We start from the raw sequence: 24,060 nt of genomic DNA, 5'->3' as shown, positions 1-24,060 counted from the left end.
TAATTAGCGGCTTTTTTGTATTTAAAATTATATATTTTTAGTTAATAAACTCAGGGCCAACTTGTGCTTTACAAGCATTGTGTTCGTCAACGCATTTACGCATGCATACGCCGTTAGTCATGCTTTCGTTTAAGCTTGAATTACTACAAGAAGACTCGCACTGAAAGTTTTGCTGTGCACAGCGATTAAGCCCTTCTTTTTGCTCTTGTGTTAAGTTTTGAGAGCTACATGCAGCCAACAAACCTACTAACGCGATAGTGATTAACTGTTTCATTATCCTTAATCCTTATTATTTTTGAATTGAGTATAGAACTGCTTGGTTCTAGGCTGTCGTTACTTGTAAGTTATCAATTAAGCGTACATTTGACAAAAATGCAGCGACAAGAATAACTAAATTAGTATCTTCCTTAGTGGCTAATTGTAAGGTTTTCGCATTACAAATATTAAAGTAATCAAGTGTAAAGCCATGCTTTTCAATCGCTAACTTAGCTTGCTCTGTAATCTTATCTAAACTTAACTCGTTTGCTTTAAGCGCCGTTTCAGCGTCAAGCATAATCTGATACAGCGCACTTGCATGTTGCTTTTCATCATCCGATAAATAGCCATTACGCGAGCTCATGGCGAGGCCAGAGTCTTCACGCTTGGTCGCAACGCCGATAATTTCAATCGGCATTGATAAGTCTTCAACCATGGTTCTAATAACCGCAAGTTGTTGAAAATCTTTTTCGCCAAAACAGGCAATATCAGGTTGAACAAGGTTAAAGAGTTTATTAACAATTGTCGCTACGCCACGAAAGTGACCAGGGCGGCTGGCACCACAGTGGCCTTCAGAGACTCCTGGCACGTCGATATAACTTTGTGCGTCTAGCCCTTTGGGGTAGATGGTTTCAACGGTTGGTGTAAACAGTAAATCAGCACCGTGCTCAATCAGGCCATTTTGATCGTTTTGTAACGTACGCGGGTACTTGTCGAGATCTTCATTTTTGCCAAATTGCATTGGGTTAACAAAAATACTAACAACCACTTTATCGGCGATTTGTTTAGCTTTATCAACCAGTGAAAAATGACCAGCATGCAGATTGCCCATTGTTGGCACAAATGCCACTGTTAGGCCTTGCTGTTTCCAGCTTTTGATTTTACTGCGTAATTGAGAAACGTTAGAAACCGTTTGCATAAAAGTAACTACTTAACACTTAAATTAATTGAATTCATGCTCAGGGCCAGGGAACTGACCACTTTGCACATCATCGATGTACTTTTTAACTGCTGCTGGCATGTTGCCAGTTTCCAGTAAAAAGTTCTTCGAAAATTTAGGGATGTAGCCCGCAGAAATACCAACAAGATCATGCATAACTAGAATTTGACCATCGGTTTCTTTGCCTGCGCCAATACCAATCGTTGGAATTGAAATAGCGTCGGTAATTGCTTTAGCCAGTTCTGAAGGAATACATTCCAGTACTAACAATTGGGCGCCTGCTGCTTCAAGCGCTTTGGCATCGTTAATCATTTTCTCTGCGGCTTCGTTAGTGCGACCTTGAATTTTAAAACCACCAAATACATGTACTGATTGCGGTGTTAATCCTAAATGGCCACATACAGGAATGCCTTGTTGTGTTAACAACTCAATTGCTGGGTAAAGCCACTTACCGCCTTCAAGTTTAACCATGTTTGCCCCTGCACGCATAAGCTCAGCCGCGTTGTTACACGCATCAGCTGGGTTCGAATAGGTCATAAAGGGCAAATCAGCGATGACAAAGGTATCTTTAGCGCCGGCGCGCGCACAGCGTGTGTGGTAGGCAATATCTTGATTAGTGACAGCCAAGGTGTCGTTGCCACCTTGCAGTACCATGCCCATAGAGTCGCCTACTAATAAAACGTGAACACCTTGTTCTTCGAAGAGGCCTGAGAAGCTTGCATCATATGCGGTTAAAGCGGCAATTTTCTCGCCTTCTTGTTTCATTTTTTTTAGTTTTGAAACGGTAATTTTAGCCATAAATCCCTCGATTACTTGCCGTTATTAACTTGCTGCAATAATGCTCAAGCCATTTTTATCTATTGTTTTTATTAAATCTGCTAGGTCTGTACCACAAGGTAGCTCAAGGTCCGGTGCAATTTCATGCATTGGATAAAGAACAAACTCACGCACTTTCATGCCGTAATGTGGCACAGTTAGGCGTTCATTATCAAGTTGTTGGTTTTTGAATAAAATAATGTCGATGTCGAGCGTGCGTGCTCCCCAGCGATCGGCTTTGCGTACGCGACCAAAATTAAGCTCTATTTGTTGTGTAATATCAAGGAGCTCAAGCGGTGATAACGCTGTATCAATAGCAATAACTGAATTGACATAGTCAGGTTGGTCTTGCGGTCCCATAGGCTTACTGCCATAAAGTGAAGAGCTTGCAACAAGGTTAATATTGGGGTGTGCAGCTAATGCCTGTGTGGCATTTCGTAATTGCTCTAATGGGGCATTTAAATTTGCCCCTAAGCCTAAATAAACCAAAGAATTTACGTGATTAGTCATGGCGTTTTGCGTTATTACTTTTTGCTTTGCGTGGTCTGCGGCGACGGTAGTTACCACCACTTTTAGCGCCTTTATTTAAATCGCTAACCATACGTTTTTGACTGCCAGCATCTTGCTCTGTGTAGTTATCCCACCACTTTGCAAGCTCAGCCAGTTCAGGCTCAAACTGCGCGCGTAAACAGAAGAAATCTTTTGCGGCACGAAAACGCGGTTGCTGCGTTAAACGGAATGCGCGTTGACCGCCTCGTTTATCAAAGCGGTGTTGTAATTGCCAAATCTCACGAGCGCCAATGGTGAAACGTTTTGGCACTGCAAGCGACTTTGCACTTTCAGATAAAATTTGATTCATCGCCATATTAAATGCATTAAATGGTGTTTCGCCCTGTGCTGTAATACGGTTGGCTAAACTTTGTAATGGGTACCATAAAAATGCAGCGATTAAATAGGCCGGGGTTACTTTTTTGCCTGCATTAATGCGTTTGTCGGTATTTTTCAATACTTGTGTAACAAGCTGATACTCAGTGCCGTCTGGGTGCTTGTTCAATAATTTATCAAGTGCAGGAAATAGGTAAGTAAATAAACCGTATTGACGCAGTAAGTGGAAATTCGCTTCTGCTTTGCCGTTTAAGAATAGCTTTAGCATCTCTTCAAATAAACGGGCCGCTGGAATATTACCAAGCAGAGACGCCAACTGAAACATTGGTTTCTCTGTCGCTGGCGCAATGGTCATATCCAGTTTAGTTGCAAAGCGTACCGCTCGTAGCATACGCACCGGATCTTCACGGTAGCGCGTTTCAGGATCACCAATCAGTTCGATACGGCGATTTTTAATCGCTTCCATACCACCGGCAAAATCATGAATACTGAAATCGTTAATCGAGTAGTACAGCGCGTTTATTGAAAAGTCACGGCGCTCTGCATCTTCATCGATGGTGCCGTAAACGTTGTCACGTAGTAATTGTCCTTGTTCGCTTGCTTGGCTTTTATTTTTTTCGCTCTGTTCTTCATCGCTGTGATGGCCTCGCATGGTTGCCACTTCAATGATCTCTCGGCCAAACATAATGTGCGCTAAACGAAAACGGCGGCCGATTAAACGGCAATTGCGAAACTGCTTTTTAATCTGCTCGGGTGTAGCATTGGTTACTACATCAAAGTCTTTCGGTTCTAGGCCAAGCAAAACATCGCGAATACAGCCGCCAACTAAATAGGCGTCGTAGCCAGCATCTTTAAGACGATACAGTACTTTTAAGGCATTTGGGCTAAGTTGTTTACGCGATACCACATGATTTTCTCGGGTAACGACAAGCGGTTTAGAAAAACTCGCAACGCTTTGCGGCTGTTGACCTTGTTCTGATCCAGATAAAATACCTCGACAGATTTTTACAAGCTTAGAAATAATGGGACGGCTCCAGAATTCATACAGGGAAAATTAACCGCGTAATAATATACTAATCACCCAGTTAATGCCATCGCTAGCACGCTTGTATGAGCTGATATTTAGCCATAATTTAGTGTAAAGATTGCGCTAATTTAAAGCGGCTTAAAGGTAAAGCTGGTTTCGTTAGTAATAAGCTGAATTTCATCATTGGCAGGCACGTTTTTTCGTTGCCATGCTGTTATTGCCCATTTAATAATTTCATCGATACTGGCATCTAACAGTGTTTTGTTGGCACTGATGCCGAGAAATTTAAGCGCAGCAACAAGCGTTTGCTGTGGTTTATCCATATCAATCGCCGCTGCATAGTTTTGTTTTGATAGCTTAAAACCAGGCTCTGCTACAGCTAGTGGAAGGTGACCAAATTGTGGCACAGGTGCGCCTAGTTGTTTAAATAAACTGATCTGTCGCACGGTGGGAAATAGTAAATCAGCGCCGCGTACAATATGAGAAATTTTTTGTGCGATGTCGTCTAATACTACTACCAGTTGATAGGCAAATAAGCCGTCACGGCGTTTAATTATGTAATCTTCTTCTGAAAATACAGGTTCAACGTTGATTTCGCCTTTAAACAGATCGCTAAATTGATAGGTTAGTATGGTTTGTTTTAGTCTAAGTGCTTGGCTATCAAATGTAAGCTGTAAGTCACGGCAATGGCTGTTGTAAAACCCGCCATGTTGCTTAATTTGTTTACGCGTGCATTGGCAGGCATAGACTAAGTCTTTACTGATCAGCTGTTCAAGTACTGTTTGATAATGCGCTAAACATGCGCTTTGATAGCGAACGGACTCGTCCCAATATAGGCCGTAGTTTTCTAGCGTTTTAAGTATAAGAGTGTCGCAACCACTAACTATGCGTGGCGTATCGATGTCTTCAATACGAACAAGCCAACTACCGTTATGTGCTTTGGCGTCAAGGTAACTGCCGAGCGCGGCGACAAGAGAGCCAAAGTGTAATGGCCCAGAAGGAGAGGGGGCAAACCGGCCACGGTATGCCCCAAAATCTGATGTGTTTGCCAACATTTAAGCCAAATTAACGGCCTGATTGTTTTTCTTTGATTTCAGAAAGTGTTTTACAATCAATACATTGATCAGCTGTAGGACGAGCTTCTAAACGACGAATACCGATTTCGATGCCACAGGTAACACAATAGCCAAAATCTTCTTCTTCGATTAGTTGTAATGTTTTCTCAATCTTTTTAATTAGCTTACGTTCGCGGTCACGGGTACGTAATTCTAATGCAAACTCTTCTTCTTGTGCTGCACGGTCAACTGGATCAGGGAAGTTTGCCGCTTCATCCTGCATATGGTTCATGGTGCGGTCTACTTCTTCACGTAAGTTGTTACGCCATGTCTCGAGAATGGTTTTAAAGTGCGCAAGTTGTGCGTCACTCATGTATTCTTCGCCAGGTTTTTCTGTATACGGCGCTAGGCCTGCTTGAGCCAGTAAACTCAAATTATTTTGTGATGGCATAACTGTCTCCTAATTCTTCTATGAATAGAGTCCCAATAAAAGTCGGCGGCTATAAATAGCAGAATAAAAAATTAAGTGCAATTAATTTTTACCAATTAAAAAATTTAGACAAGCCTAATTAACAATAATTTATGCGGTAAAACGTTTGAACTCGTTAACTATTCACTGTGGTGCGACAAAGGGAATGGTTTTATCTATTACAATTTGTTCCGAGCTTATGTTGGTGCGATAACACAAAATTTCAACCCCTGCTGCTAATGCTTTTTTAATTTCAATTGCATAATTGGCGTCAATATGAGCAGCAGGTGCCACAGACTCAATGCCAGTGTGTTGAATTAAAAAGAATAATACCGCACGATGGCCTTGTTGCTTCATTGTCACTAATTCGCGCAAATGTTTGCTGCCTCGGGCGGTGACCGCATCGGGAAAGTAACCTTTCCCGTTTTCTTCTAACAAGGTGACAGATTTTACCTCGATATAACACGCTGGCTTTTCGGCATCACTCAATAAAATATCAATGCGACTGTTTTCATCGCCATACTTCACTTCTTGTTTTAGGGTATCGTAATTTAATAATTCAGGTATTTGTTGCTTAGCTATCGCCTCGGCAACCACATGGTTGGCCATGCTGGTATTAACGCAGATTAGATCTCCCGCTAGGTTTTGTGTCAGTTCAAGCGAATGAGGGTATTTACGCTTGGCATTGCTAGATGTGGAATAATACGCAGTAAAGCCTGAATCGGCACAGCCAGTCATACGCCCGGTGTTAGCGCAGTGAATGGTTATTTCTCCTTGGCTGGTTTCGATATCGACTAAAAAACGTTTGTATCGTTTTATAAGCTTGGCTTGTTGCAGCTTTGATTGAAATTGCATGGCTTTAATCGCAAATTATTGGGCTATTTATGTGACTAGTGTACACTGGGGCCACGCAATTATGTGAACACACGAGAGAAAAAAATATGTCAGATCTGTTCAAAGTTCAGTTATCTCAAGATGCCGCAGCGGCGCATTGGGGTGAAAAAGCCTTACTCTCTTTTTCTAATGACGGTGCGACCGTTCATTTACAGCAAGAAGAAACCCTTAAAAACGTACAAAAGGCAGGTCGTGCGCTTGCTAATCAAGGTATTAAAGCAATCGTTTTAGAAGGTGACACTTGGTGCACAGAAAGTCAGTGGGCGCTTTATCAAGGCTTTGTGACAGCTAAAAATCTTGATGCAGTTACATTTGCAGAAAACAGCCAATCATCACTTGATGAATTAGCGACGTTAAAGCGTGCTGCAATTTGGCAACGTCAGATGATTAACGGTACTGCAGAAGATGTTTATCCAGAAAGCCTTGCTGAGAAAGCGGCTGAATTTATCGGTTCAATGGCACCAGAGCACGTTAGCTACGACATTATTAAAGGCGATGCATTATTAGAGCAACAGTGGATTGGTATTCACGCTGTTGGCCGTGGTAGTGAGCGCCCGCCAGTGTTACTTACACTCGATTACAACCCAACAGGTGATGAAAATGCACCAGTAGCAGCAGCGCTTGTGGGTAAAGGCATTACATTCGATTCAGGTGGTTACTCAATTAAGCCAAGTGAAGGCATGTTAACCATGAAGTGTGATATGGGTGGTGCGGCCACGGTTACTTCTGGTCTTGCTCTGGCAATTAGCCGTGGTTTAGATGTGCGCGTTAAATTATTCCTATGTTGTGCAGAGAACCTAATCTCAGGTAATGCATATAAGTTAGGCGATATTCTTACGTACAAAAATGGTACTACAGTAGAAATCGTAAATACTGACGCGGAAGGTCGCTTAGTGCTTGCTGACGGCCTAATGGCAGCTGGCGAAACAGGCGCGCCACTAATTATTGATGCGGCAACCTTAACTGGTGCAGCGCTGATGGCGGTAGGTCAAGAATACAATGCGTTATTTGGTTTAGATAAAGAGCTAGTACGTGAAGTTGAAAACTTTGCTAGCGACGAGTTTGAAGCTGCATGGGCATTACCTCTTGAGAAGTTCCACCAGTTTAACTGTCCATCACCATATGCAGATACGGCAAACAGCCGTGCGCAGAAAGGCGGTGGTTTTGGCGGTGCATCAAACGCAGCTGGTTTCTTATCTCGTTTTGTGCCAAATGAAGGTAAAGGCTGGGTGCATATTGACTTAGCAGCAAGTTTCCAAAATTCAGCTGGTAGCCAGTGGGCTGCAGGTGCGACAACTTGGGGTATGCGTACTGTTGCACGCACATTACTTGAAAAAGCATAACCTGCTTTGGTAATAGAGTAAAAAAGCCTGCAGTTGCAGGCTTTTTTATGCCTTTCGAAAGCTCTTTTTTGAAAGGTCAATATTTAACCTAGCAGTTTGTGATACCAATTCTGTTAAGTATGTGATTAGAGGTAGCGCTGGATAAATGAAATGATAACAAGGCGGAATTTTTCTAATTTAGCTGTTCTACATTGATAAATTCCAACGCAGTTAGCATGATATTTAACCCGATAGAATGATCGGCTATTTAAGTGAATTGGTATTACGTATTTCAAAAGGCTTAAGACATGCTATTTTGATATAAAGCAAGCTATTTCGTTAAATATAAGCTATTATGCACACCTTTTTTATACCCCAATAATCTCAGGAGCACATCATGTCAGATAAGGTTTTTATTACCGCCGAGCAGCTTTTGCAAGACTCATTTAAACTCGCAGCACAGGTTTTTGATGATGGTTTTCGCCCTGACTATATTGTGGGCATTTGGCGTGGTGGCGCACCAATCGGTATTGCTGTACAAGAATACTATGACTTTAAAGGTGTAGACACAGATCACATTGCGGTACGTACATCATCTTATTACGGTATTGGTAAGCAATCGAAAGATATTAAAGTACACGGTTTGCACTACATTATTGAAAACGCTAACGCGTCTGACAGCTTATTAATTGTTGATGATGTATTTGATTCAGGTCGCAGTATTTTTGCACTAAAAGAAAAATTAAAAGAATTAATGCGCTTAAACTTGCCACAAGATATTCGCGTGGCGTGCCCTTACTATAAGCCAAAAAATAACAAAACACCGATTGAACCTGATTACTATATTCATGATTCAGACGAGTGGTTAGTTTTCCCACATGAGCTTTCAGGTTTAACACCAGATGAAATTGCAAATGGCAAAACTGATTTAAAAGAAATTAGCCATTTATTTATTGATAAAAAGTAATCGCTAAATAAATAGCATTAAAAAAGGTCGCAATTGCGACCTTTTTTGTTATTGCGAGAATAGTTTAACGACTGGCAAAACTATCAATAAAGTCTTCTAATTTATCTTCATCAAGTGGCTTTAAGCCTTGCTCTGTACGCTGCACTAAGCCTTGTTCTACTAAATCACTTACCACGCGGCGGTATGCACGTTCTGTTGTGGCAAAACGCTCTGCTTCAGCACTTACTTTAGGGTAAGGCTTTAACATGGTCACGGTTTCATCTTGGTAACGGGCTAAGCAGTCTTTCGCAATATTAAAGCTAAGTGGTAGCAGCAGCTTGTTTAAGTTTATTTGTTGGTTCTCAATAAACTTTTCAGCAATGCTTTTTGCGGTGTAGAGCGCTAATTCTGGCTTTTCTTGTAATAATTCACGCCAGTACTTTAACTCAATTAAGTTATAGGTTACTTCACTTTGACAGGTCATAGAATAAATACAAGGTCTGTCATTAAGCGCTTCAACTTCACCCACTAAAGTATTGTGGCAGTCAAGCTGTCCTAGCAATAAGCGCCTACCGTTACCTACGTCGTAACTAAATGAAATTGTACCACTACGTACTAAAATTAATTTACTTAATGGTTTGCCTTGCTCGGCAAGTAACTTACCTTTTTTTAAGGTATAGCTGTTGCCTGCGTACGACAGTAACTCATCAACTAGAGTTTTTGAAAAGTGGTAATCGAACATATAGTCTCGCTTGTTGAGTACAAGTAATTAGCGTTTGCTGTTGGACAATTGTCCTTCAGCTATTCTATCGGACCGTTTAGCTTACAGCAAATTGGTAATAATTAGAATCGGAGCGATACAATGGTTTGGGAATATTTAGGTTATTTTGCATCAGCATTGCTCGTTGCTTCGTTAATGATGGAAGATGTCACTAAATTACGTTGGTTTAATTTAGCTGGCTGTATTTGTTTTACCTTATATGGTTTGGCTATTTCAGCTTGGCCGGTAGCTTTTACCAATGGCTTACTTTCCTTCGTAAATATTTATCACTTAATTAAATTAGCAAAGAAAAAATCACCGACAGCTGATACTAAAGCAGACAGCTAAAAAGCTTCAATATTTAGAATTCAGAGCGCAATATCAAGACTCTGAATTCTAAACGCTCTTTGTACTTACTTTTGTTGGTATTTTAACTCACCCGCCAGCCATGTTTGTTCAACTTGGGTGTGGTAAATATCGCTCAGTGGCGCTTTAAAATAATTAGTATCCACAATTATAAAATCTGCCCACTTACCCTTTTCTAAACTACCAATTTTAAATTCTTGATGAGCTGCATAGGCTGCACCTAAAGTAAACGCACGTAACGCTTGCTCGCGCGTTAATTTCTCCTCGGCAAGCCAGCCACCTTTTGGTGCGCCATCCTTATCTTGACGTGAAACAGCGGCGTATAAACCATGAAACGCATTTGCTAACTCAACTGGAAAATCTGACCCCGCCGCTATGCGCGACCCTTGCTTTAAAAAGGTTTGCCATGCATAAGCGCCTGTTAAACGCGTTTTACCAAGGCGATCTTCCGCCATATGCATATCAGATGTGGCATGCACTGGTTGCATTGAAGGAATAATAGCAAGTTGTTTAAAGCGTTTAATGTCACTTGGTTCAACAATTTGCGCGTGCTCCATGCGATTTCTAAGTAGTTTACCGCCGCTTTTAGCGTAAACTTTTTCATAAGTGTCGAGTACCACACGATTTGCTCTATCACCAATGGCATGCGTATTAACGCTAAACCCAGCTTTAAAAGCCTGAGTAAATACGTTTTCTAACTCATCTTTGCTCATTAACATTAAGCCTTTATGGCCAATACGGTCTTGATAGTCTTCAAGTAATGCAGCGCCACGACTACCTAACGCACCATCCGAGTACACTTTTATACTGCGGATCGCCAACATGTCGTTATCATCAAACTTTTTGCCAGCGGCAAGTTGTTTAGTTAATTCGCTATCTGTTGCACTTAACATGGCATAAATGCGAATAGGTAAGGTGTTGTTAGCTGCGCGTTCTAAATAAACTTGGTAGGTTAAGTTATCAATGCCAGCATCATGTGCTGAGGTAATACCTAAACTCAGCAAATGCTCACCTGCGGCATCAAGGCGTTTGTTTACTTCGGTCTTATCAACGCTTGGCATATGTTGATAAACAAGTGGCTCTGCATTATCAATCAAAATGCCTGAGGGCTCGCCGCTATCTAAACGAATAATTTCACCGCCGCTAGGTGCTTGTGTATCTTTATTAATGCCCGCAATTTCGAGTGCTTTTGAGTTTACCCAAAGGGCATGACCATCAACTCGCGTGAGTGCAACTGGTCTGTCGCTCACTATCGCATCGAGATCTTTGGCAGTAGGAAATGCCTTACTAGGCCAGTTTTCTTGATTCCAGCCGCGGCCAATCACCCAACCGTCGGTTTGGTTAGCATAATCTTCTATGCTCTTTAGCGCATCTTTCAGTGAGCTACTACTGCGTAAATCAAGTTGGCTTTGGTTTTTACCAAGACCAATAATGTGGCCGTGCGCATCGATTAGGCCAGGTAGTAAGGTTTTACCTTCTACATCAATTTTTTCAGCAGGGCTATAGGTTGAAATAATTGATTTATCGCCTGTTGCGACGACTTTCCCGTCTTTAATAACTAAAGTAGAAAATTCGTGAACGCCTTTGTTTTTCTTTAGCGTATAGCCTTTTGCATTGTGGAAAATGGTGTAATCAGCAAAGGCAAATGGCGTAAAGCTAGCCAAGCTGACACTCACTGCTAGTAGGGCACGTTTTAATTGTTTTTTTGTTGTCATTGTTATTCTCACGCAAAGTGTGTGTATTGAGAATAACAAAGTTAAAACAAATAAATAACCTAAGATTTAGATTACAAATTTGCAAAGCATGCTTGCGGTAATTTAAGCGTGTTTCTCACTATAGTCAGCTCGTAATTTCGCCAAATCGCATATTAACTTATGTACCCAGGCATGTTGATGTTAAGAAAAGAATTTAACGCCACGAACCGCTTGAACGGGCGTTAAATTAAGTGTGACTGGTGAAGGTCACACAGTCGAGGGTTATCGGTTTAATAACTGTTGTGGTGTTTTAATTTGGGCATTAATAGCAACTAATAGCGATGCCAGTTTTTGCTCGTTTTCGCAGTTGGTTGTCCAAAGTACAGCGGGTAAATTAAGTTGTTGCGCCAGCTTTAATGCCGTTTCAATGATGTAGTTAAGCGAGTTTGTACAACTAGCAACACCTTTAGCAACAAGGTCATAGCAGTTAATACATACGGCTTGCCAAAGCTCTTGTTCAACGATAATCGCGCTATTTAAAGAGGCTAGGTTTAAGTTATTGTTTGAATCGGTTTGCATTACATATCTACTTCACAACTAATACAATAACTTTATATCGTTTATCGCAATAAAAACTTGAGAAATTATTTTTAAAAATATCGGTAAGGTAACCGAATTATTTTTAATAATTAGTGAGTTAACGGTTTTAAAATTAACCCTTAAACGTTACTAAAAACTCAACGCCTTGGTTTTTATTGGTCGCTGTAATGGTTGCGCCGTGGAAGTCACAAATTAAACGCGCCATATATAAACCCAACCCTAAATGAGGCTCTTTTTGTTTGCTTGATTCACGTACTGATACCATAGAATCGAATATATGATTGGCCATATCTGGCGGCAGTTGAGGGCCTGCGTTAAAAATACTAAATTGCGCTTTACCACTCGTGATGTGGTAGTTCACTTCAATACTTGTCTCTTTCTCGGCAAAATCAACTGCGTTGCTTATCAGTTTGTCGAGCAGTTGTGCAATAAATTCTGGCACCCCATTAAGTGCATAAGCTTCATCGCTAAGTGCTAAGTTGAAGTGTTTATTCGGGTAGGCAAGGGTGTAACCTTGCATACAGCCATTTATTACTTCGCTTAAGTTAAATTGCTCTTTTTGGCTATTTTCAATGGCGTGCTCTAGGCGTGTTGCTTCACTCATGGTGGTGAGTATTTTGTTTAAACGCGCCACACCTTCTTTTGCCCGCGCAATATATTTTTGACTGGGCTCATGAGTATTTTGTAGCTCAAGGCTTTCAAGGGAAGAGCGCACCACAGCTACTGGCGTGCGCAGCTCATGCGATAAACGCGAGCTCATATTTTCTAAATAATGAGTGTAGCCACCAAGGCGATTTACGATACTCGCAAAGCTGCGTGACAAGTCGCCAATTTCATCACTAGAAAATTGTTTGTCAATTTTGCCTGTAACACGCCCTTGTGCATCAATGGCTTTTTCTGCAGCGTCACGTAAGCGCCTGATTCGTGTTGAGATAATGGACGCGAATAAAAATAAGCTCATCGTACCAATGAGCATAATGGCTAAAATCACATTAAACAGCTTTTCAAATGCTTTATTTCTTATTTCGCGAATACCGTTAGTGGTTTCTTCGGCAATTACAGCGCCCATTACTTGGTCGTCAATCCAAATAGGGTAGGCCGCAGAGAGAATCACTGCTTTTTGATCGGGGGTTAAGCGCCATGTTGATTTTGCGTGGCCATCAAGAGCTGCATTGATATGGCTGCCATCAAGTGCGGCTACATCACGGGCAATATCGGTAAACTCGGTTGCAGGGCGAGTGAGAATTTTGTAATAAATTGGGTGCAGGTATTCTTCTTCAAATTGCTCCCAACGCGATGGTTTGCGCTTTTTAATGGTGTCGCCCCAGCCGCCATCGGCACTTTTTATATTACCGGCATCGGCTAAAACACGGCGGTGCTGGTCGACTACAAATACGCGGCTGCCCGCGCGAGCCATACCTTTAATAATTTCTTCAATTTCTGGTGAGGGCACTAAAATCGAGCCTAAGCTTTGCTGCTCGTTGAGGTTAGATGTGGCGATTTCCGCTAATTCCTCTTCGCCTTGGTCTTTATCTAAAATTGCAAAGCCCAATTTATTACCGAGAAGCGTTAATGGCAGGCGTAGCTCAATATTGTAGCCTTGCTTAGTTAAACGAAAGTAACCTTGAATTTGCGTAAATGGCATTTTGGTTTCGGCGTCAAAGGCGTTAACCCAACCAGCTTGTTTGGTTGAAATTAAATAGGTTTTCACCTCACCTTCGAGATTGGTAAAGGCAATTTTTAAATGATCGTTACGCTCTAAGCTGATGGTGTTTCTACCGCGCATAACAACATCGTCATCGGTTACGCTAAATTGCGCGTAAAGGTAGTCTTTGTATTTGCCGACCATATGCTTAAACGAGATATCTTCATCGCTATGCATTGCGTTATCTTGCGTTAAATAGGCGTCGCCATAATGCCAAACAAGGGGCAAATAGGGTTGCCAATCTTGCAACTTACCGTCGAGTTGAATGGGTCCTACAATATTGTAAGCGTAAAGATCGCGGCCTTTTTCAACCGATTCTAAAAAGCTTGCTTGGCTATCGAATAATTTTGGTCTGTCGTGTAGAGCGGTTGCCAAAGCGCGGCTGGTGGCAACTAAGTTTTTTTCTTGCCCTAAGCGTAAAAAGTTTTCCATTTCAGCCACATACTGGTGACCAAGCCATGGCAGTAAGAGCAAAAAGCTCGAAAGAACAACAACTTTAGTGCGCAGACCAATTCTCATGACTTATTTTGCCTCCCAGCGGTAACCCATGCCATACACGGTATCGATATGATCAAATGCATCATCAATTTTTAAGAACTTTTTACGAATACGCTTAATATGTGAGGTGATAGTACTGTCATCAACGTAAATTTTTGCCTCATTCATTAAATCGTTACGTTGTTTAACATGGCCAGGGCGAATAGCAAGTGCATGCACTAACCAATACTCAGTCACAGTTAAATCAATAGTAACGCCTTGCCAAGTGACTTGCATGCGCTCAGGGTCAATCACTAATTCGCCGCGTTCAATAAGTTGTGCTTGCTGTTGGGGAGTATTGAGCGCCAACTGGCGACGAAAAATTGCAGAAATACGCGCGGCTAAATGGGCAAGGCTGATGTCTTTTGTAAGGTAGTCATCAGCGCCCATGCGTAAACCCGATACGGTATCGATTTCGTTATCGCGGGCTGTTAAAAAAATGATCGGTAAGGTTTGGCTTTTTGCGCGTAATGCTTGGCACAACATAAAGCCGCCATCTATTTCATCACCTAGGCCAATATCAATAATCGCTAAATCTGGCAGGTTTGCTAATAACTCGTCTTGTGCGCTGATGCGATCAGCATAGCCTTTAACTAAATAGCCTTGGCTTTCTAGCATATCAATATAGTTTTCACGAATGGCGTCTTGATCTTCGATGATGGCGATTTTTTTCATTGATTACGGTTAATTGCGTATTGATAGCCGCCACTATACCTAAAAAATGAGCAAAAAATAGAGAATCGGAGCAATTGCCATTTTTTTGCCACAATTGCTCATCGCATTGCCTTTTTTCAAACCAAAAATTGCCAGATCAGCTTGTTTTAATTACTCCAACGCAAACGGTGCAGCAGCATCAACACAAAACAACGTATTTAAAAAAATTAAAACATTCTTGGAGAATATTATGAAAAAGGCACTTTTAGTTTCAGTTATCGCATTAGCACTTAGCAACCCAGCAATGGCCAAAGAGCAAGACTTTGAAAAAGAACCGCTAATTGGCTTTGGCGCTGGCGCAACGGTAGGCGCATTAATTGGCGGCCCAGTTGGCGCGGTAGCAGGCGGTATTGTAGGTATTTTTATCGGTAAGATTGAAGGCGATAAAGTTGATATTAAAGAGCAGCAAGCTGAAATCTCTAAGCAGCAACAAACCATTGTTGCACTACAACATAAAACCTCTGATTACCAAGAACTGGTTGCTTCAAAACAGCAACTTGAATCACAACTTGAGCACATTGCGCAGCAGCGAATTGATAACCTACTAGCAATGTCGGTGCAGTTCCGCTCGGGCTCTTCAGAAATTGAACCACACTTTGCCGAACAATTAATTGAACTTGCTGAAGTGATGAAACAGCAGCCAGAAATTTATCTCGACCTAAATGGTTTTGCCGACCAACGCGGTGATGATGAAAACAATTTAGCACTATCAACTAAACGTGCCGACAACGTAGCCGCATTTCTGATTAAACAAGGTGTTGACCATAACCGCTTAAGCACCCATGGCTTTGGTGAAAGCCAAAGTATTGCTAAACAAAATGCAGAAGACAGCTTTGAAAGTAATGTGTTTGACCGCCGTGTAACAGTACATGCACGACTTAAAGAACAATCTCAAACCGCTAACAACCAATACTAGAGAGGGGCTAGTAATGTTACCAAAACACACAACAGGAGGTGAAAAAGAACAACAAGGTAAACGAAAAGGCGCGCATATGCGCCTTTTCATCAACCTTGCCATTCTTTTTGTAGCGTGGCTTGCCTCGGCCATTTTGTTTAGCGCGAAAGTGTCGGCGCAAGGGCTTATTTTAACTAATCAGGCGGGGCAAGAAGTTGAGCAAAGCGTGCTTAAATCGACCCACCTTGATATTCAAGTAAAAGGCATGCTGGCGTTTGTTGAATTAAAACAGGTCTATCAAAACCCAGCATTAGAAACGCTAAATGGCAGTTACCAGTTTCCACTGCCTGAAAATAGCGCAGTGTTTGCCATGGAAATGATGCTTGATAACCGCAAAATTATTGGTGAAATTAAAGAAAAACAACAGGCTGAGGTGATTTATAAAAAAGCTCAGCAACAAGGCCATAAAGCCGCATTAGTTAAAAATCAAAGCGCCAATGTATTTAAAACCAAGGTCGCTAATATTGAGCCAGGGCAGGAAGTCGCTGTTAAGCTGAGTTTTCAATTTCCATTAACTTATCAAGATGAAGTGTTTAGCTTGCGCTTACCGACAGTGGTTGCGCCGCGCTATTTTAATAATCTTGAGCTTGATGAAAATGATCCGATTAGCCATTTTCAAACGCGTTCGCAAAGTGGTTTTCAAACCAACACATTAATGGCCGAGGAGGCGCCAACTCTCGATTTTTTGCAAAACACTGTGTTAACCAGTTTCAATGTAAACAACAAAATTACTATCAATTTTGATGTGAACTTAGGTTTTGAACTCGATAGCATCACTAGCCCAAGCCATACGTTGTCGGTAGTGCAAACCGGAAATACACAGTATCAACTTATTCCTGCGCCACAAAGCTTAGTGGCAAATCGCGACTTTGATATTAAATTTGTGCCGCTTTTAAATGAGCAAATTACCACACAAGTGTTCCATGAAAATATTAATGGTGAGTCATTTTACAAAGTGATGATGATGCCGCCTAAATCGGATTTTATATCGCACAGCTTGCCCCGTGAATTGGTGTTTGTGATTGATACCTCGGGCTCTATGGCGGGCACATCAATGGAGCAAGCAAAACAGGCACTGATTTTAGCGTTGGAAAAACTCGGTACAGATGATCTCTTTAATATTGTGGCATTTGATCATGAAGTTGAATTGTTTCAGCGTGGATCAGTAGCGGCAACGTATTCACAGCTGCAAGCGGCTAAACGTTTTGTTGCAGGGTTAGAAGCTGACGGCGGCACCGAAATAAACAGTGCACTAGCAGCCAGTTTTGACGGTCAATTTGATGAAACACGAGTACGCCAAGTGGTGTTATTAACCGATGGTGCAGTAGCCGATGCCGAATCAGTTAAGGGCTTAGTAAAAAACCGCCGCGCCGATAGTAAGCTATTTACCATAGCTATTGGCAGTGCACCGAATAGCCATTTAATGCGCTTATTAGCTAAGCATGGCAAAGGTGAGACTTTGTTTATTAATAATCTCGAGAACATAGCGAGCGAAGTGGCTTTGTTAAGTGACAAACTGAGTAACCCTGCACTTCAGAATATTCGTGTATTAAATGATATGGGCTTGCCACTAGTTGATAGCTTACCAACGGCTGATCTGTATTTTTCATCGCCGCTGGTGGCTTACTTTAAATTAGTACAACCGGCTCAAGCGGTGCAGATCGCAGGTGATGGAGTAAATGGTAAGTTCTTAAAACGGGTTTCGCTTGAAAATGCGATTGCAGCAAAAGGCATCGCCCGCGCTTACGCTAAAGAGCACATTAACACGTTAGATTTAGTACAAGATAAAGCTGAAATCACAAAGCTTGGCATTCGCCATGGCTTATTAACGCCATACACAGCCTTTATCGCGGTGGAAGAATACTTTGGCGATGTTGCCGATAAATCATTCGAGGCGCCAAATATGCTGCCGCAAGGTAGTGCAATGCCTCAAACATCTGGCAATAACGACCGCTTGCTTTGGTTAGGTATTTTATTGCTAATTGGCGGTTTTTTATTAGCTATTTGGGGACAAAAAGAGGACTCAGAATAATGAAAAGTAGGCGTAAACTGTTGCGCCTTTTGGCGCTTTGTATTGCCATGCTAGGTTTAGTTTTAGTATTTAAATCAAGCTATGTGTATGGCAAAGCGCAACTTGCTCAGTTTCTACTGTGGCAAGCATGGCAAGAAAATAAAGCGGATGCCAATCATAAGCAAAAAGCATGGTACTACGCCGATGGCTACCCTGTTGGTGAGCTTGTTGTTGAAAGTAAAAGCATTTCGCAAATTGTGCTTAATGAAGCAAGCAACCGCAATCTCGCATTTGCCCCCGGTATTTGGCATCACCCAAGCAATAACATTTTAGTTGCCGCACATAACGACACGCATTTTAGCTTTGTTAAAGAGTTAAAGCTCGGTGAAAAAATTAGCTACCAAGCACAAGGTAAAGGGCAGCAGCACTTTAAAGTAGTGAATAAAATACATGTGGGTTACCGTGATTCTAATTGGTTGTTAGGGCTAGAAGGGTATTTAGTGCTGATTACTTGTGTGCGCCGCAATGGTTTGGATTTAGTGCCACAGGGAAGGGTGGTGATAGTGGCTGAGCGCGTTTGAACAGCTATATATAGCGAAATGGTTCACTTTTAATCTCAAGCGATTTTTTATATCGATACTTAATTCGTTGGCTTAACTCAGCGCTGCAAATTTATTGTGGACGTTCTCAGCTAAAGCGCAAGCACAGCGTTTATTTGTAAAAGGGTGTCAAATCGAGCAAGTGATCCCAGAGCGATTACCAACTTGGCGAGATACTTGTTTATCAGCAGCTTACCTCGCATTGCAACAACACGGTGATAAACAACTTGCTGTTGATGCAATGGAACACTTGTTAAGTAAAGAACAGGTGAAAGACAAGCAGCATATAGAATATTTAATGGTGCTAGGTGAATTGTATCGAGCGCTTGAAGACAATAACAAAGCTAAAAGTACTTATCAAAACGCACTGACGCTCAGCGATGACCGCTCCACTCAAAAAGAAATAAAACAAGCATTAAGCGAGCTAAGTTGGTAATTTACACGTTATCAGGCTAATACATTGGGCGCACTAGTGTACCTTTGTTGATGAAATAAGTATTCTTTATGTGCTTTGCTCTAACTAGGGTGCTCTCCTCATTAATACTGAATTTTATAAATACGGTTGAGGCTTACTAGAGTATTAATATCAGTAATTATTACGAATTGTGGTTTATAACCAAAGTTTAGAGTGAATATGACCATGATAGTGCTGCTAATCTATCATGGCCGCGATAAACCTTGGGCTCAGGTTCTTGGTGGAAATAACCCTTGAATGGCTACGCAATAGCGCACCCCTGTTTGTGGTGGTCGATTTTCGAAGGATTGGCTGCCTCCAGTATTACCAACAGTCACAGCCCCTGTAACGGCGCCCGAGGCTGAAACACCACCAACTAGTGTAAGGATTTCTGAATCGTCTGCTGCCCAAATAGCAGCTGCACTCGGACCTCCTGGTGGGGAGGCGGCTAAGTAGTTCTGATTGTCATTGGGCGTTGTCACATAGGGGCCCGAGTTGGATACTATAGGGATGGATACTTGCACCGAGACTGGATTTGAAACAGAAGCAGTGTGAGTGTGACTGGGTAAGTTCATTAGTGAGAGTGTTACAAATTCTCTACCTGGCATCGAACCTTGCCTAACGGTTTGAAGGCCAGGGCCGCTTCCGACGCCAATGGCAGAGCGTCCACGTAGATCAGGCAAACCAAAGGTAGTACGCCCGTCGCCACCATAGTTTGTTCCTATAATGGAGAAAAGAGCGCTGTATTGGCTGATCGACATCAACTGGCCATTGGCCTCTGCAAATCCTCGTGGACAATATACGGCGGCTGTCATGCATACTGAACCGAGGTAAGGCTCTGGAACGCAGTTAGCTTGTGCTTCGTTAATGACAGAAAAGAATAGTAATGTAGCTAAAAGTGAAGTTTGTTTTTTGATAAAAATCATAGGAAGCTCCATGCATTTATTTTGTTAAATCCTTTCCTTTCTTTCGTTTGTTCTATATTTTCAGGCAGTTTGTCAACTAACCGAAAAAAAATATTAAAACTTATTCTTAATTCAACTTCTCTATCCATAATTTAATTCCATTAATAATTTATTGTTACCTAATTATGTTTAGGTGGAGATTACATTTGTCAGCCAAGCATAAAGTAGGATAATTGATGGTATATGATTAAAGCTCAGATTTCACGATTGAAATATAAGCTAATGTAGGTTTAGCACAATAATTACATTATTTATAAATCATGAATAACCAAAAATATTGTATAAGTTATTTTCCAAGCAGGTTTGTTAATGCCTTGAATAAGTGTGGACTTGTATTTCCATGCGTAATTAGGCTGTTCAAAAAACATGATTTGTTCTAATTTGACTATTAGAAGTATCTTAAAATTACGAGTTCGTTTTTATCGTATAACAAAAATGTGCTATGGATGGCACAAGTTAAACTTAGGGATATGTTTAATGTGAAGACGTGAGTATCGAATTAACGCAATACTCACGCAAAATTAGTTATCTTTCACTCCCAACCTCTACCGGCATGGTATCCATTTGCGGCTCCATGTACTCGTGTGGTTTAGGTTTATGACGTTGGGCAATAACAACGCCGATAAATACACAGCCAATGGCGAGCCACTGCTGCCACGTTAAAAACTCGTTGAGAAGTAATGACGCAAGTAACAAGGTGAATACAGGAATAAGGTTTGAAAACGCGGCGGCGGTTAATACCGATACTTTTGAAATGGCATAGTTATACATGCCGTAGCCACCGAGTGTTACAAACGAGCCTAAGTAAATGATGGCAGCGATGCCTTCGAGCGACATTTCACTCGGTATTTCGACAAAAAACAAAAATGGCGTAAAGAATAATGTGCCGCTTATACCTTGCAGAGCGATAAGGCTTATTGGTGAATAACGATGAGCTAAATGCTTTACACATACTGAGTAATAGGCCGCACAGACCATAGCTAAAAACTCTAAAAAGTTACCTAATGTGGGGTTTGGTGCGGCGCTGGTATCGGGTGAAACAAGCGTAAGCGCAATGCCACCTACAATACAAAAAACAAATCCGGTAATGATGGATTTCGATAAATGCTCTTTCAGCATAAAAAACGCCAAAATCGCTACGATAAGGGGAAAGCAGCTTACAATTACGCCAGCTTGGCTGGCAGAAGTATATTCAAGGGCGTAGCCTTCAAACAAAAAGTATAAACAAGGTTCGGCAAGAGACATACCGAGCAGGTACTTCCAATCACCTTTTTGATAATCAAATTTTTTCACTTGGCGCCAAAGCAGCATACACAGGACAAATGTGGTGAGCATACGCAGGAAAATCACTACCGCTGGATGGTATAAATCAATTGCGTACTTTAAGGCAATAAACGAGCTTCCCCACAAAAATGTGGCGATCAGTAAACATAAACTAGCGGGCATAAACACTACTCAAATTTAAGGGGCAGTGAATTTTAACAGACTTTTATTGGTGCAATAAGCATCAAGCGATGAGTATCGACCAAAGAATAGCAGATTACAAAAATGCAAAATTTTATGCTGTTATGGATTAGGTTTTCTTATTTAAATTTGGTGAATTGGGCGGTTTGCATGATATTTTTTTGTGTGAGACCATTTTACCCTTGTTGATTTTCTCAGCTTTGATATAACAAAGACACTGGCCCGTCGTTTAGGGTATGGGGAATGAGTGAAACAAGTCAAACAGTCGTAGTAAAACTGGGTACAAGTGTATTAACCGGTGGCAGTTTTACCTTAGATAAAGCGCATATGGTTGAATTAGTGCGCCAGTGTGCCCAAATAAAAAAGAAAGGGCACAAAATTATTTTGGTATCGAGCGGTGCAGTTGCTGCGGGCAAAGAGCATTTACATTTAAGTTGTGACTTAAGTAATGTGAACAACAAACAAATGCTTGCTGCCGTTGGCCAAAGTCATTTAATTTATACATGGCAAACCTTGTTCAACTTGTATGGTATGCATGTTGGGCAAATGCTGTTAACACGTGCAGACTTAGACGACCGCGAGCGCTATTTAAATGCACGCGATACGTTAAAAGCACTCATTAAGCACGATATTGTGCCGATCATTAATGAAAATGATGCGGTAGCAACACAAGAAATTAAAGTTGGGGATAATGATAATTTATCGGCTTTGGCTGCCATTCTCGCTAAGGCCGATAAATTGTTGTTACTAACAGATCAACCAGGTTTATTTACTGCTGATCCACGTGTTAACCCAGATGCTAAGTTGATTAACTTGGTCGATAAAATAGATGCTAATTTAAAAGCATTGGCAGGTGGCTCGGGTACGCACTTAGGCACTGGCGGCATGGCAACTAAGCTGCAAGCAGCGGATATTGCATGCCGAGCAGGCGTTGAGGTGATTATTGCCGCAGGCCATAAAGAGAATGTGATTGTGGATGTTGCCCAAGAAAAAGATGTGGGCACACGTTTTTTAGCAACAGCATCGGTGACTGAAAGTCGCAAACAATGGCTAATGGCGGGGCCGCCAGCAAGCGGTGAGCTAATATTAGATGAAGGCGCTGTTCGCGCAATGAAACACTCGGGCTCAAGTTTGTTAGCAAAAGGCTTGAGTGATGTGCTTGGTGAATTTGAACGGGGTGCCATGGTGAAATTATGCGACCAAAATGGGGCGCAAATAGCTCGTGGCATTTGTCGATATTCATCAAGCGATTTGGCCCAGATAAAAGGGCAACATTCCGAGCAAATTAATCAATTGCTTGGCTACGATTATGGGGCGGTGGTGATCCACCGCGATGATTTAGTACTTTTTGGAGGATTAACGTGATTACGCAATTAGCACAGCAAGCAAAGTTAGCAAGTTTTGATCTCGCTGTGGCGACAACAGCACAGAAAAATACAGCATTAGAAAATATTCGTTCCATCATTTTAGAAAATACCGAACAAATCGAACAAGTAAACCAGCGTGATATTAACGCAGGGAAAGAAAATGGCTTAACCGAGGCCTTACTTGATCGTTTATTATTAAACAAAGAACGCATTTTAGGCATAGCCGATGATATTCAAAGCTTAATTGCAATGGATGATCCTGTTGGTGGTGAATATGATGGTAAAGCGCTTGAAAATGGCCTGCGCTTAAAAAAACAAATTGTGCCATTAGGTGTAGTAGGCGTTATTTATGAAGCGCGCCCCAATGTTACTTTAGATATCGCCTGTTTATGTTTAAAAACGGGTAATGCCAGCATTTTACGCGGTGGTAAAGAAACACTTAATACTAACACTTACTTAGTTGAATTAATTGGTAAAGCGCTTGTTGATGCCGGTATTAATAAAGACGCGGTGCAATTAATTACCAACCCAGATCGCGCTTTAGTACTTGAGCTTTTAAAACAAGATAAGTACATCGATATGATTATTCCGCGCGGTGGCGATACGCTACAAAAAGTATGCGTGGAAAACAGCACAATACCGGTGATCACTGGCGGTATTGGTATTTGTCATTTATATGTTGATGCTTCTGCTGATTTACAAAAAGCGTTGGATGTTATTGAAAACGCTAAGGTACAGCGCCCAAGTGTGTGTAATGCGCTTGATACTGTGCTTATGGATGAATCAATTGCAAAGCAGTTAGTACCATTATTAGCAAAGCGTTTAGGCCAAGTGAAGCTTAAAGGCTGCGACAGAGCTGCAGCGCTTAGTGAGCGTGTTAGCCTAATTGCTGAAGGTGAGTACAGCAAAGAATGGTTAAGCCTAACGCTTGGTATTAAAGTAGTGGATGATATTAACCAAGCGATAATGCATATTCGTGAGCATTCATCAGGTCACTCAGATGGCATTTTGTCTGAGAGCTTAAGCAACACTAATAAGTTTGTAGCAGCGGTAAATTCTGCGGCAATATATGTTAACGCGAGCACGCGATTTACTGATGGTTCGCAGTTTGGCTTAGGTGCTGAAGTTGCCGTATCAACACAAAAACTGCATGCACGCGGGCCTATGGGCTTAGAGGCATTAACTACATATAAATGGGTAGGTGAGGGTGATTACCTCATTCGCCAATAAACTAAATAATAAAATCCCACCCCCAGTGGT

At 41.6% G+C, this 24,060-nt stretch carries 24 protein-coding genes and 1 pseudogene; 9 read left to right on the top strand and 16 right to left on the bottom strand.

Annotation, left to right across the window (positions count from 1 at the left end; genetic code table 11):
• Window positions 1-37: 37 nt before the first annotated feature.
• The 8 genes from L1068_RS13480 to sfsA form a co-directional block, all read right to left on the bottom strand.
• The gene (locus tag L1068_RS13480; RefSeq protein WP_010560994.1) at window positions 38-274 is read right to left on the bottom strand and encodes a hypothetical protein; all 237 of its coding nucleotides are present in this window, start codon (window positions 272-274) and stop codon (window positions 38-40) included.
• Between the two features lie 48 nt (window positions 275-322).
• Window positions 323-1,174, bottom strand: coding sequence for a pantoate--beta-alanine ligase (gene panC, locus L1068_RS13475; protein WP_237130692.1), 852 nt, complete (start codon window positions 1,172-1,174; stop codon window positions 323-325).
• 24 nt (window positions 1,175-1,198) lie between these two features.
• Window positions 1,199-1,993: a 3-methyl-2-oxobutanoate hydroxymethyltransferase gene (gene panB / locus L1068_RS13470; protein WP_237130691.1), complete on the bottom strand. Its 795-nt coding sequence runs from the start codon at window positions 1,991-1,993 to the stop codon at window positions 1,199-1,201.
• Between the two features lie 24 nt (window positions 1,994-2,017).
• Complete coding sequence (folK, locus tag L1068_RS13465) at window positions 2,018-2,521, bottom strand: 2-amino-4-hydroxy-6-hydroxymethyldihydropteridine diphosphokinase (RefSeq protein WP_237130690.1); 504 nt, start codon at window positions 2,519-2,521, stop codon at window positions 2,018-2,020.
• On the bottom strand, window positions 2,514-3,887 hold the full coding sequence (pcnB, locus tag L1068_RS13460; protein ID WP_343221923.1) for a polynucleotide adenylyltransferase PcnB: 1,374 nt from the start codon (window positions 3,885-3,887) through the stop codon (window positions 2,514-2,516). Before pcnB ends, folK begins: the two co-directional genes overlap by 8 nt.
• Before the next feature lie 164 nt (window positions 3,888-4,051).
• The gene (gene gluQRS / locus L1068_RS13455; RefSeq protein ID WP_237130688.1) at window positions 4,052-4,978 is read right to left on the bottom strand and encodes a tRNA glutamyl-Q(34) synthetase GluQRS; all 927 of its coding nucleotides are present in this window, start codon (window positions 4,976-4,978) and stop codon (window positions 4,052-4,054) included.
• A gap of 10 nt (window positions 4,979-4,988) precedes the next feature.
• Window positions 4,989-5,429: an RNA polymerase-binding protein DksA gene (dksA, locus tag L1068_RS13450; RefSeq protein WP_054981111.1), complete on the bottom strand. Its 441-nt coding sequence runs from the start codon at window positions 5,427-5,429 to the stop codon at window positions 4,989-4,991.
• Between the two features lie 162 nt (window positions 5,430-5,591).
• On the bottom strand, window positions 5,592-6,302 hold the full coding sequence (gene sfsA / locus L1068_RS13445) for a DNA/RNA nuclease SfsA (RefSeq protein ID WP_237130687.1): 711 nt from the start codon (window positions 6,300-6,302) through the stop codon (window positions 5,592-5,594).
• 86 nt (window positions 6,303-6,388) lie between these two features.
• On the opposite strand from sfsA, the gene pepB reads away from it, so the two are divergent.
• On the top strand, window positions 6,389-7,684 hold the full coding sequence (gene pepB / locus L1068_RS13440) for an aminopeptidase PepB (protein WP_237130686.1): 1,296 nt from the start codon (window positions 6,389-6,391) through the stop codon (window positions 7,682-7,684).
• Window positions 7,685-8,060: 376 nt separating this feature from the next.
• On the top strand, window positions 8,061-8,630 hold the full coding sequence (locus L1068_RS13435) for a phosphoribosyltransferase family protein (protein ID WP_054981114.1): 570 nt from the start codon (window positions 8,061-8,063) through the stop codon (window positions 8,628-8,630).
• A gap of 64 nt (window positions 8,631-8,694) precedes the next feature.
• Here L1068_RS13435 and L1068_RS13430 read toward each other — a convergent pair whose 3' ends face one another.
• A complete protein-coding gene (locus tag L1068_RS13430; RefSeq protein ID WP_100912691.1) occupies window positions 8,695-9,351 on the bottom strand; it encodes a Crp/Fnr family transcriptional regulator in 657 nt (218 codons plus the stop codon).
• Between the two features lie 120 nt (window positions 9,352-9,471).
• On the opposite strand from L1068_RS13430, the gene L1068_RS13425 reads away from it, so the two are divergent.
• The gene (locus L1068_RS13425; RefSeq protein ID WP_054981116.1) at window positions 9,472-9,717 is read left to right on the top strand and encodes a YgjV family protein; all 246 of its coding nucleotides are present in this window, start codon (window positions 9,472-9,474) and stop codon (window positions 9,715-9,717) included.
• A 65-nt stretch (window positions 9,718-9,782) separates the two neighbouring features.
• Here the strand turns inward: L1068_RS13425 and L1068_RS13420 are convergent, their stop codons facing one another.
• The 4 genes from L1068_RS13420 to pdsR form a co-directional block, all read right to left on the bottom strand.
• Entirely contained in the window at window positions 9,783-11,450 is a 1,668-nt protein-coding gene (locus L1068_RS13420) for an amidohydrolase (RefSeq protein ID WP_237130685.1), read from the bottom strand.
• A gap of 261 nt (window positions 11,451-11,711) precedes the next feature.
• Complete coding sequence (locus L1068_RS13415) at window positions 11,712-12,008, bottom strand: hypothetical protein (RefSeq protein WP_010560981.1); 297 nt, start codon at window positions 12,006-12,008, stop codon at window positions 11,712-11,714.
• Window positions 12,009-12,141: 133 nt separating this feature from the next.
• Window positions 12,142-14,253, bottom strand: coding sequence for a proteobacterial dedicated sortase system histidine kinase (gene pdsS / locus L1068_RS13410; RefSeq protein WP_237130684.1), 2,112 nt, complete (start codon window positions 14,251-14,253; stop codon window positions 12,142-12,144).
• Window positions 14,254-14,256: 3 nt separating this feature from the next.
• Window positions 14,257-14,946 carry a proteobacterial dedicated sortase system response regulator gene (gene pdsR / locus L1068_RS13405; RefSeq protein ID WP_105170927.1) on the bottom strand — a complete coding sequence of 230 codons (690 nt, stop codon included), beginning with the start codon at window positions 14,944-14,946 and terminating at the stop codon, window positions 14,257-14,259.
• A gap of 229 nt (window positions 14,947-15,175) precedes the next feature.
• Between pdsR and pdsO the strand changes: the two genes are divergently transcribed.
• The 4 genes from pdsO to L1068_RS13385 all read left to right on the top strand — a co-directional run bounded on the left by pdsO (window position 15,176) and on the right by L1068_RS13385 (window position 18,986).
• Window positions 15,176-15,901: a sortase-associated OmpA-like protein PdsO gene (gene pdsO / locus L1068_RS13400; RefSeq protein WP_082428631.1), complete on the top strand. Its 726-nt coding sequence runs from the start codon at window positions 15,176-15,178 to the stop codon at window positions 15,899-15,901.
• Between the two features lie 13 nt (window positions 15,902-15,914).
• Window positions 15,915-17,972 (top strand): VIT domain-containing protein, encoded by a 2,058-nt coding sequence (locus L1068_RS13395; protein WP_237130683.1) that lies wholly within the window; start codon window positions 15,915-15,917, stop codon window positions 17,970-17,972.
• Window positions 17,972-18,532, top strand: coding sequence for a sortase (locus tag L1068_RS13390; protein ID WP_237130682.1), 561 nt, complete (start codon window positions 17,972-17,974; stop codon window positions 18,530-18,532). Before L1068_RS13395 ends, L1068_RS13390 begins: the two co-directional genes overlap by 1 nt.
• 94 nt (window positions 18,533-18,626) lie before the next feature.
• The gene (locus L1068_RS13385) at window positions 18,627-18,986 is read left to right on the top strand and encodes a hypothetical protein (RefSeq protein WP_237130681.1); all 360 of its coding nucleotides are present in this window, start codon (window positions 18,627-18,629) and stop codon (window positions 18,984-18,986) included.
• A 248-nt stretch (window positions 18,987-19,234) separates the two neighbouring features.
• Here the strand turns inward: L1068_RS13385 and L1068_RS22165 are convergent, their stop codons facing one another.
• The 3 genes and pseudogenes from L1068_RS22165 to L1068_RS13370 form a co-directional block, all read right to left on the bottom strand.
• Window positions 19,235-19,486, bottom strand: coding sequence for a hypothetical protein (locus L1068_RS22165; RefSeq protein ID WP_237130695.1), 252 nt, complete (start codon window positions 19,484-19,486; stop codon window positions 19,235-19,237).
• Window positions 19,487-19,675: 189 nt separating this feature from the next.
• A pseudogene (locus tag L1068_RS22160) lies at window positions 19,676-19,819 on the bottom strand (phage tail protein); the annotation flags it as partial.
• 675 nt (window positions 19,820-20,494) lie between these two features.
• Window positions 20,495-21,415 carry a DMT family transporter gene (locus L1068_RS13370; protein ID WP_237130680.1) on the bottom strand — a complete coding sequence of 307 codons (921 nt, stop codon included), beginning with the start codon at window positions 21,413-21,415 and terminating at the stop codon, window positions 20,495-20,497.
• Between the two features lie 261 nt (window positions 21,416-21,676).
• On the opposite strand from L1068_RS13370, the gene proB reads away from it, so the two are divergent.
• Both proB and L1068_RS13360 read left to right on the top strand, forming a co-directional pair.
• Window positions 21,677-22,798, top strand: coding sequence for a glutamate 5-kinase (gene proB, locus L1068_RS13365; protein WP_237130679.1), 1,122 nt, complete (start codon window positions 21,677-21,679; stop codon window positions 22,796-22,798).
• A complete protein-coding gene (locus tag L1068_RS13360) occupies window positions 22,795-24,030 on the top strand; it encodes a glutamate-5-semialdehyde dehydrogenase (protein WP_237130678.1) in 1,236 nt (411 codons plus the stop codon). Before proB ends, L1068_RS13360 begins: the two co-directional genes overlap by 4 nt.
• Window positions 24,031-24,060 lie beyond the last annotated feature (30 nt).

Source organism: Pseudoalteromonas sp. MMG024 (assembly GCF_021654175.1).
Taxonomy (GTDB): domain Bacteria; phylum Pseudomonadota; class Gammaproteobacteria; order Enterobacterales; family Alteromonadaceae; genus Pseudoalteromonas.
The sequence above is the reverse complement of the archived record's forward strand: the minus strand, read 5'-3'. Positions and strand labels throughout refer to the sequence as shown.

What these genes read in the sequence shown, in the direction of transcription:
- L1068_RS13480 (WP_010560994.1), bottom strand. Translation starts at nt 274, where the DNA reads ATGAAACAGTTAATCACTATCGCGTTAGTAGGTTTGTTGGCTGCATGT.
- panC (WP_237130692.1), bottom strand. Translation starts at nt 1,174, where the DNA reads ATGCAAACGGTTTCTAACGTTTCTCAATTACGCAGTAAAATCAAAAGC.
- panB (WP_237130691.1), bottom strand. Translation starts at nt 1,993, where the DNA reads ATGGCTAAAATTACCGTTTCAAAACTAAAAAAAATGAAACAAGAAGGC.
- folK (WP_237130690.1), bottom strand. Translation starts at nt 2,521, where the DNA reads ATGACTAATCACGTAAATTCTTTGGTTTATTTAGGCTTAGGGGCAAAT.
- gluQRS (WP_237130688.1), bottom strand. Translation starts at nt 4,978, where the DNA reads ATGTTGGCAAACACATCAGATTTTGGGGCATACCGTGGCCGGTTTGCC.
- dksA (WP_054981111.1), bottom strand. Translation starts at nt 5,429, where the DNA reads ATGCCATCACAAAATAATTTGAGTTTACTGGCTCAAGCAGGCCTAGCG.
- sfsA (WP_237130687.1), bottom strand. Translation starts at nt 6,302, where the DNA reads ATGCAATTTCAATCAAAGCTGCAACAAGCCAAGCTTATAAAACGATAC.
- pepB (WP_237130686.1), top strand. Translation starts at nt 6,389, where the DNA reads ATGTCAGATCTGTTCAAAGTTCAGTTATCTCAAGATGCCGCAGCGGCG.
- L1068_RS13435 (WP_054981114.1), top strand. Translation starts at nt 8,061, where the DNA reads ATGTCAGATAAGGTTTTTATTACCGCCGAGCAGCTTTTGCAAGACTCA.
- L1068_RS13430 (WP_100912691.1), bottom strand. Translation starts at nt 9,351, where the DNA reads ATGTTCGATTACCACTTTTCAAAAACTCTAGTTGATGAGTTACTGTCG.
- L1068_RS13425 (WP_054981116.1), top strand. Translation starts at nt 9,472, where the DNA reads ATGGTTTGGGAATATTTAGGTTATTTTGCATCAGCATTGCTCGTTGCT.
- L1068_RS13420 (WP_237130685.1), bottom strand. Translation starts at nt 11,450, where the DNA reads ATGACAACAAAAAAACAATTAAAACGTGCCCTACTAGCAGTGAGTGTC.
- L1068_RS13415 (WP_010560981.1), bottom strand. Translation starts at nt 12,008, where the DNA reads ATGCAAACCGATTCAAACAATAACTTAAACCTAGCCTCTTTAAATAGC.
- pdsS (WP_237130684.1), bottom strand. Translation starts at nt 14,253, where the DNA reads ATGAGAATTGGTCTGCGCACTAAAGTTGTTGTTCTTTCGAGCTTTTTG.
- pdsR (WP_105170927.1), bottom strand. Translation starts at nt 14,946, where the DNA reads ATGAAAAAAATCGCCATCATCGAAGATCAAGACGCCATTCGTGAAAAC.
- pdsO (WP_082428631.1), top strand. Translation starts at nt 15,176, where the DNA reads ATGAAAAAGGCACTTTTAGTTTCAGTTATCGCATTAGCACTTAGCAAC.
- L1068_RS13395 (WP_237130683.1), top strand. Translation starts at nt 15,915, where the DNA reads ATGTTACCAAAACACACAACAGGAGGTGAAAAAGAACAACAAGGTAAA.
- L1068_RS13390 (WP_237130682.1), top strand. Translation starts at nt 17,972, where the DNA reads ATGAAAAGTAGGCGTAAACTGTTGCGCCTTTTGGCGCTTTGTATTGCC.
- L1068_RS13370 (WP_237130680.1), bottom strand. Translation starts at nt 21,415, where the DNA reads ATGCCCGCTAGTTTATGTTTACTGATCGCCACATTTTTGTGGGGAAGC.
- proB (WP_237130679.1), top strand. Translation starts at nt 21,677, where the DNA reads ATGAGTGAAACAAGTCAAACAGTCGTAGTAAAACTGGGTACAAGTGTA.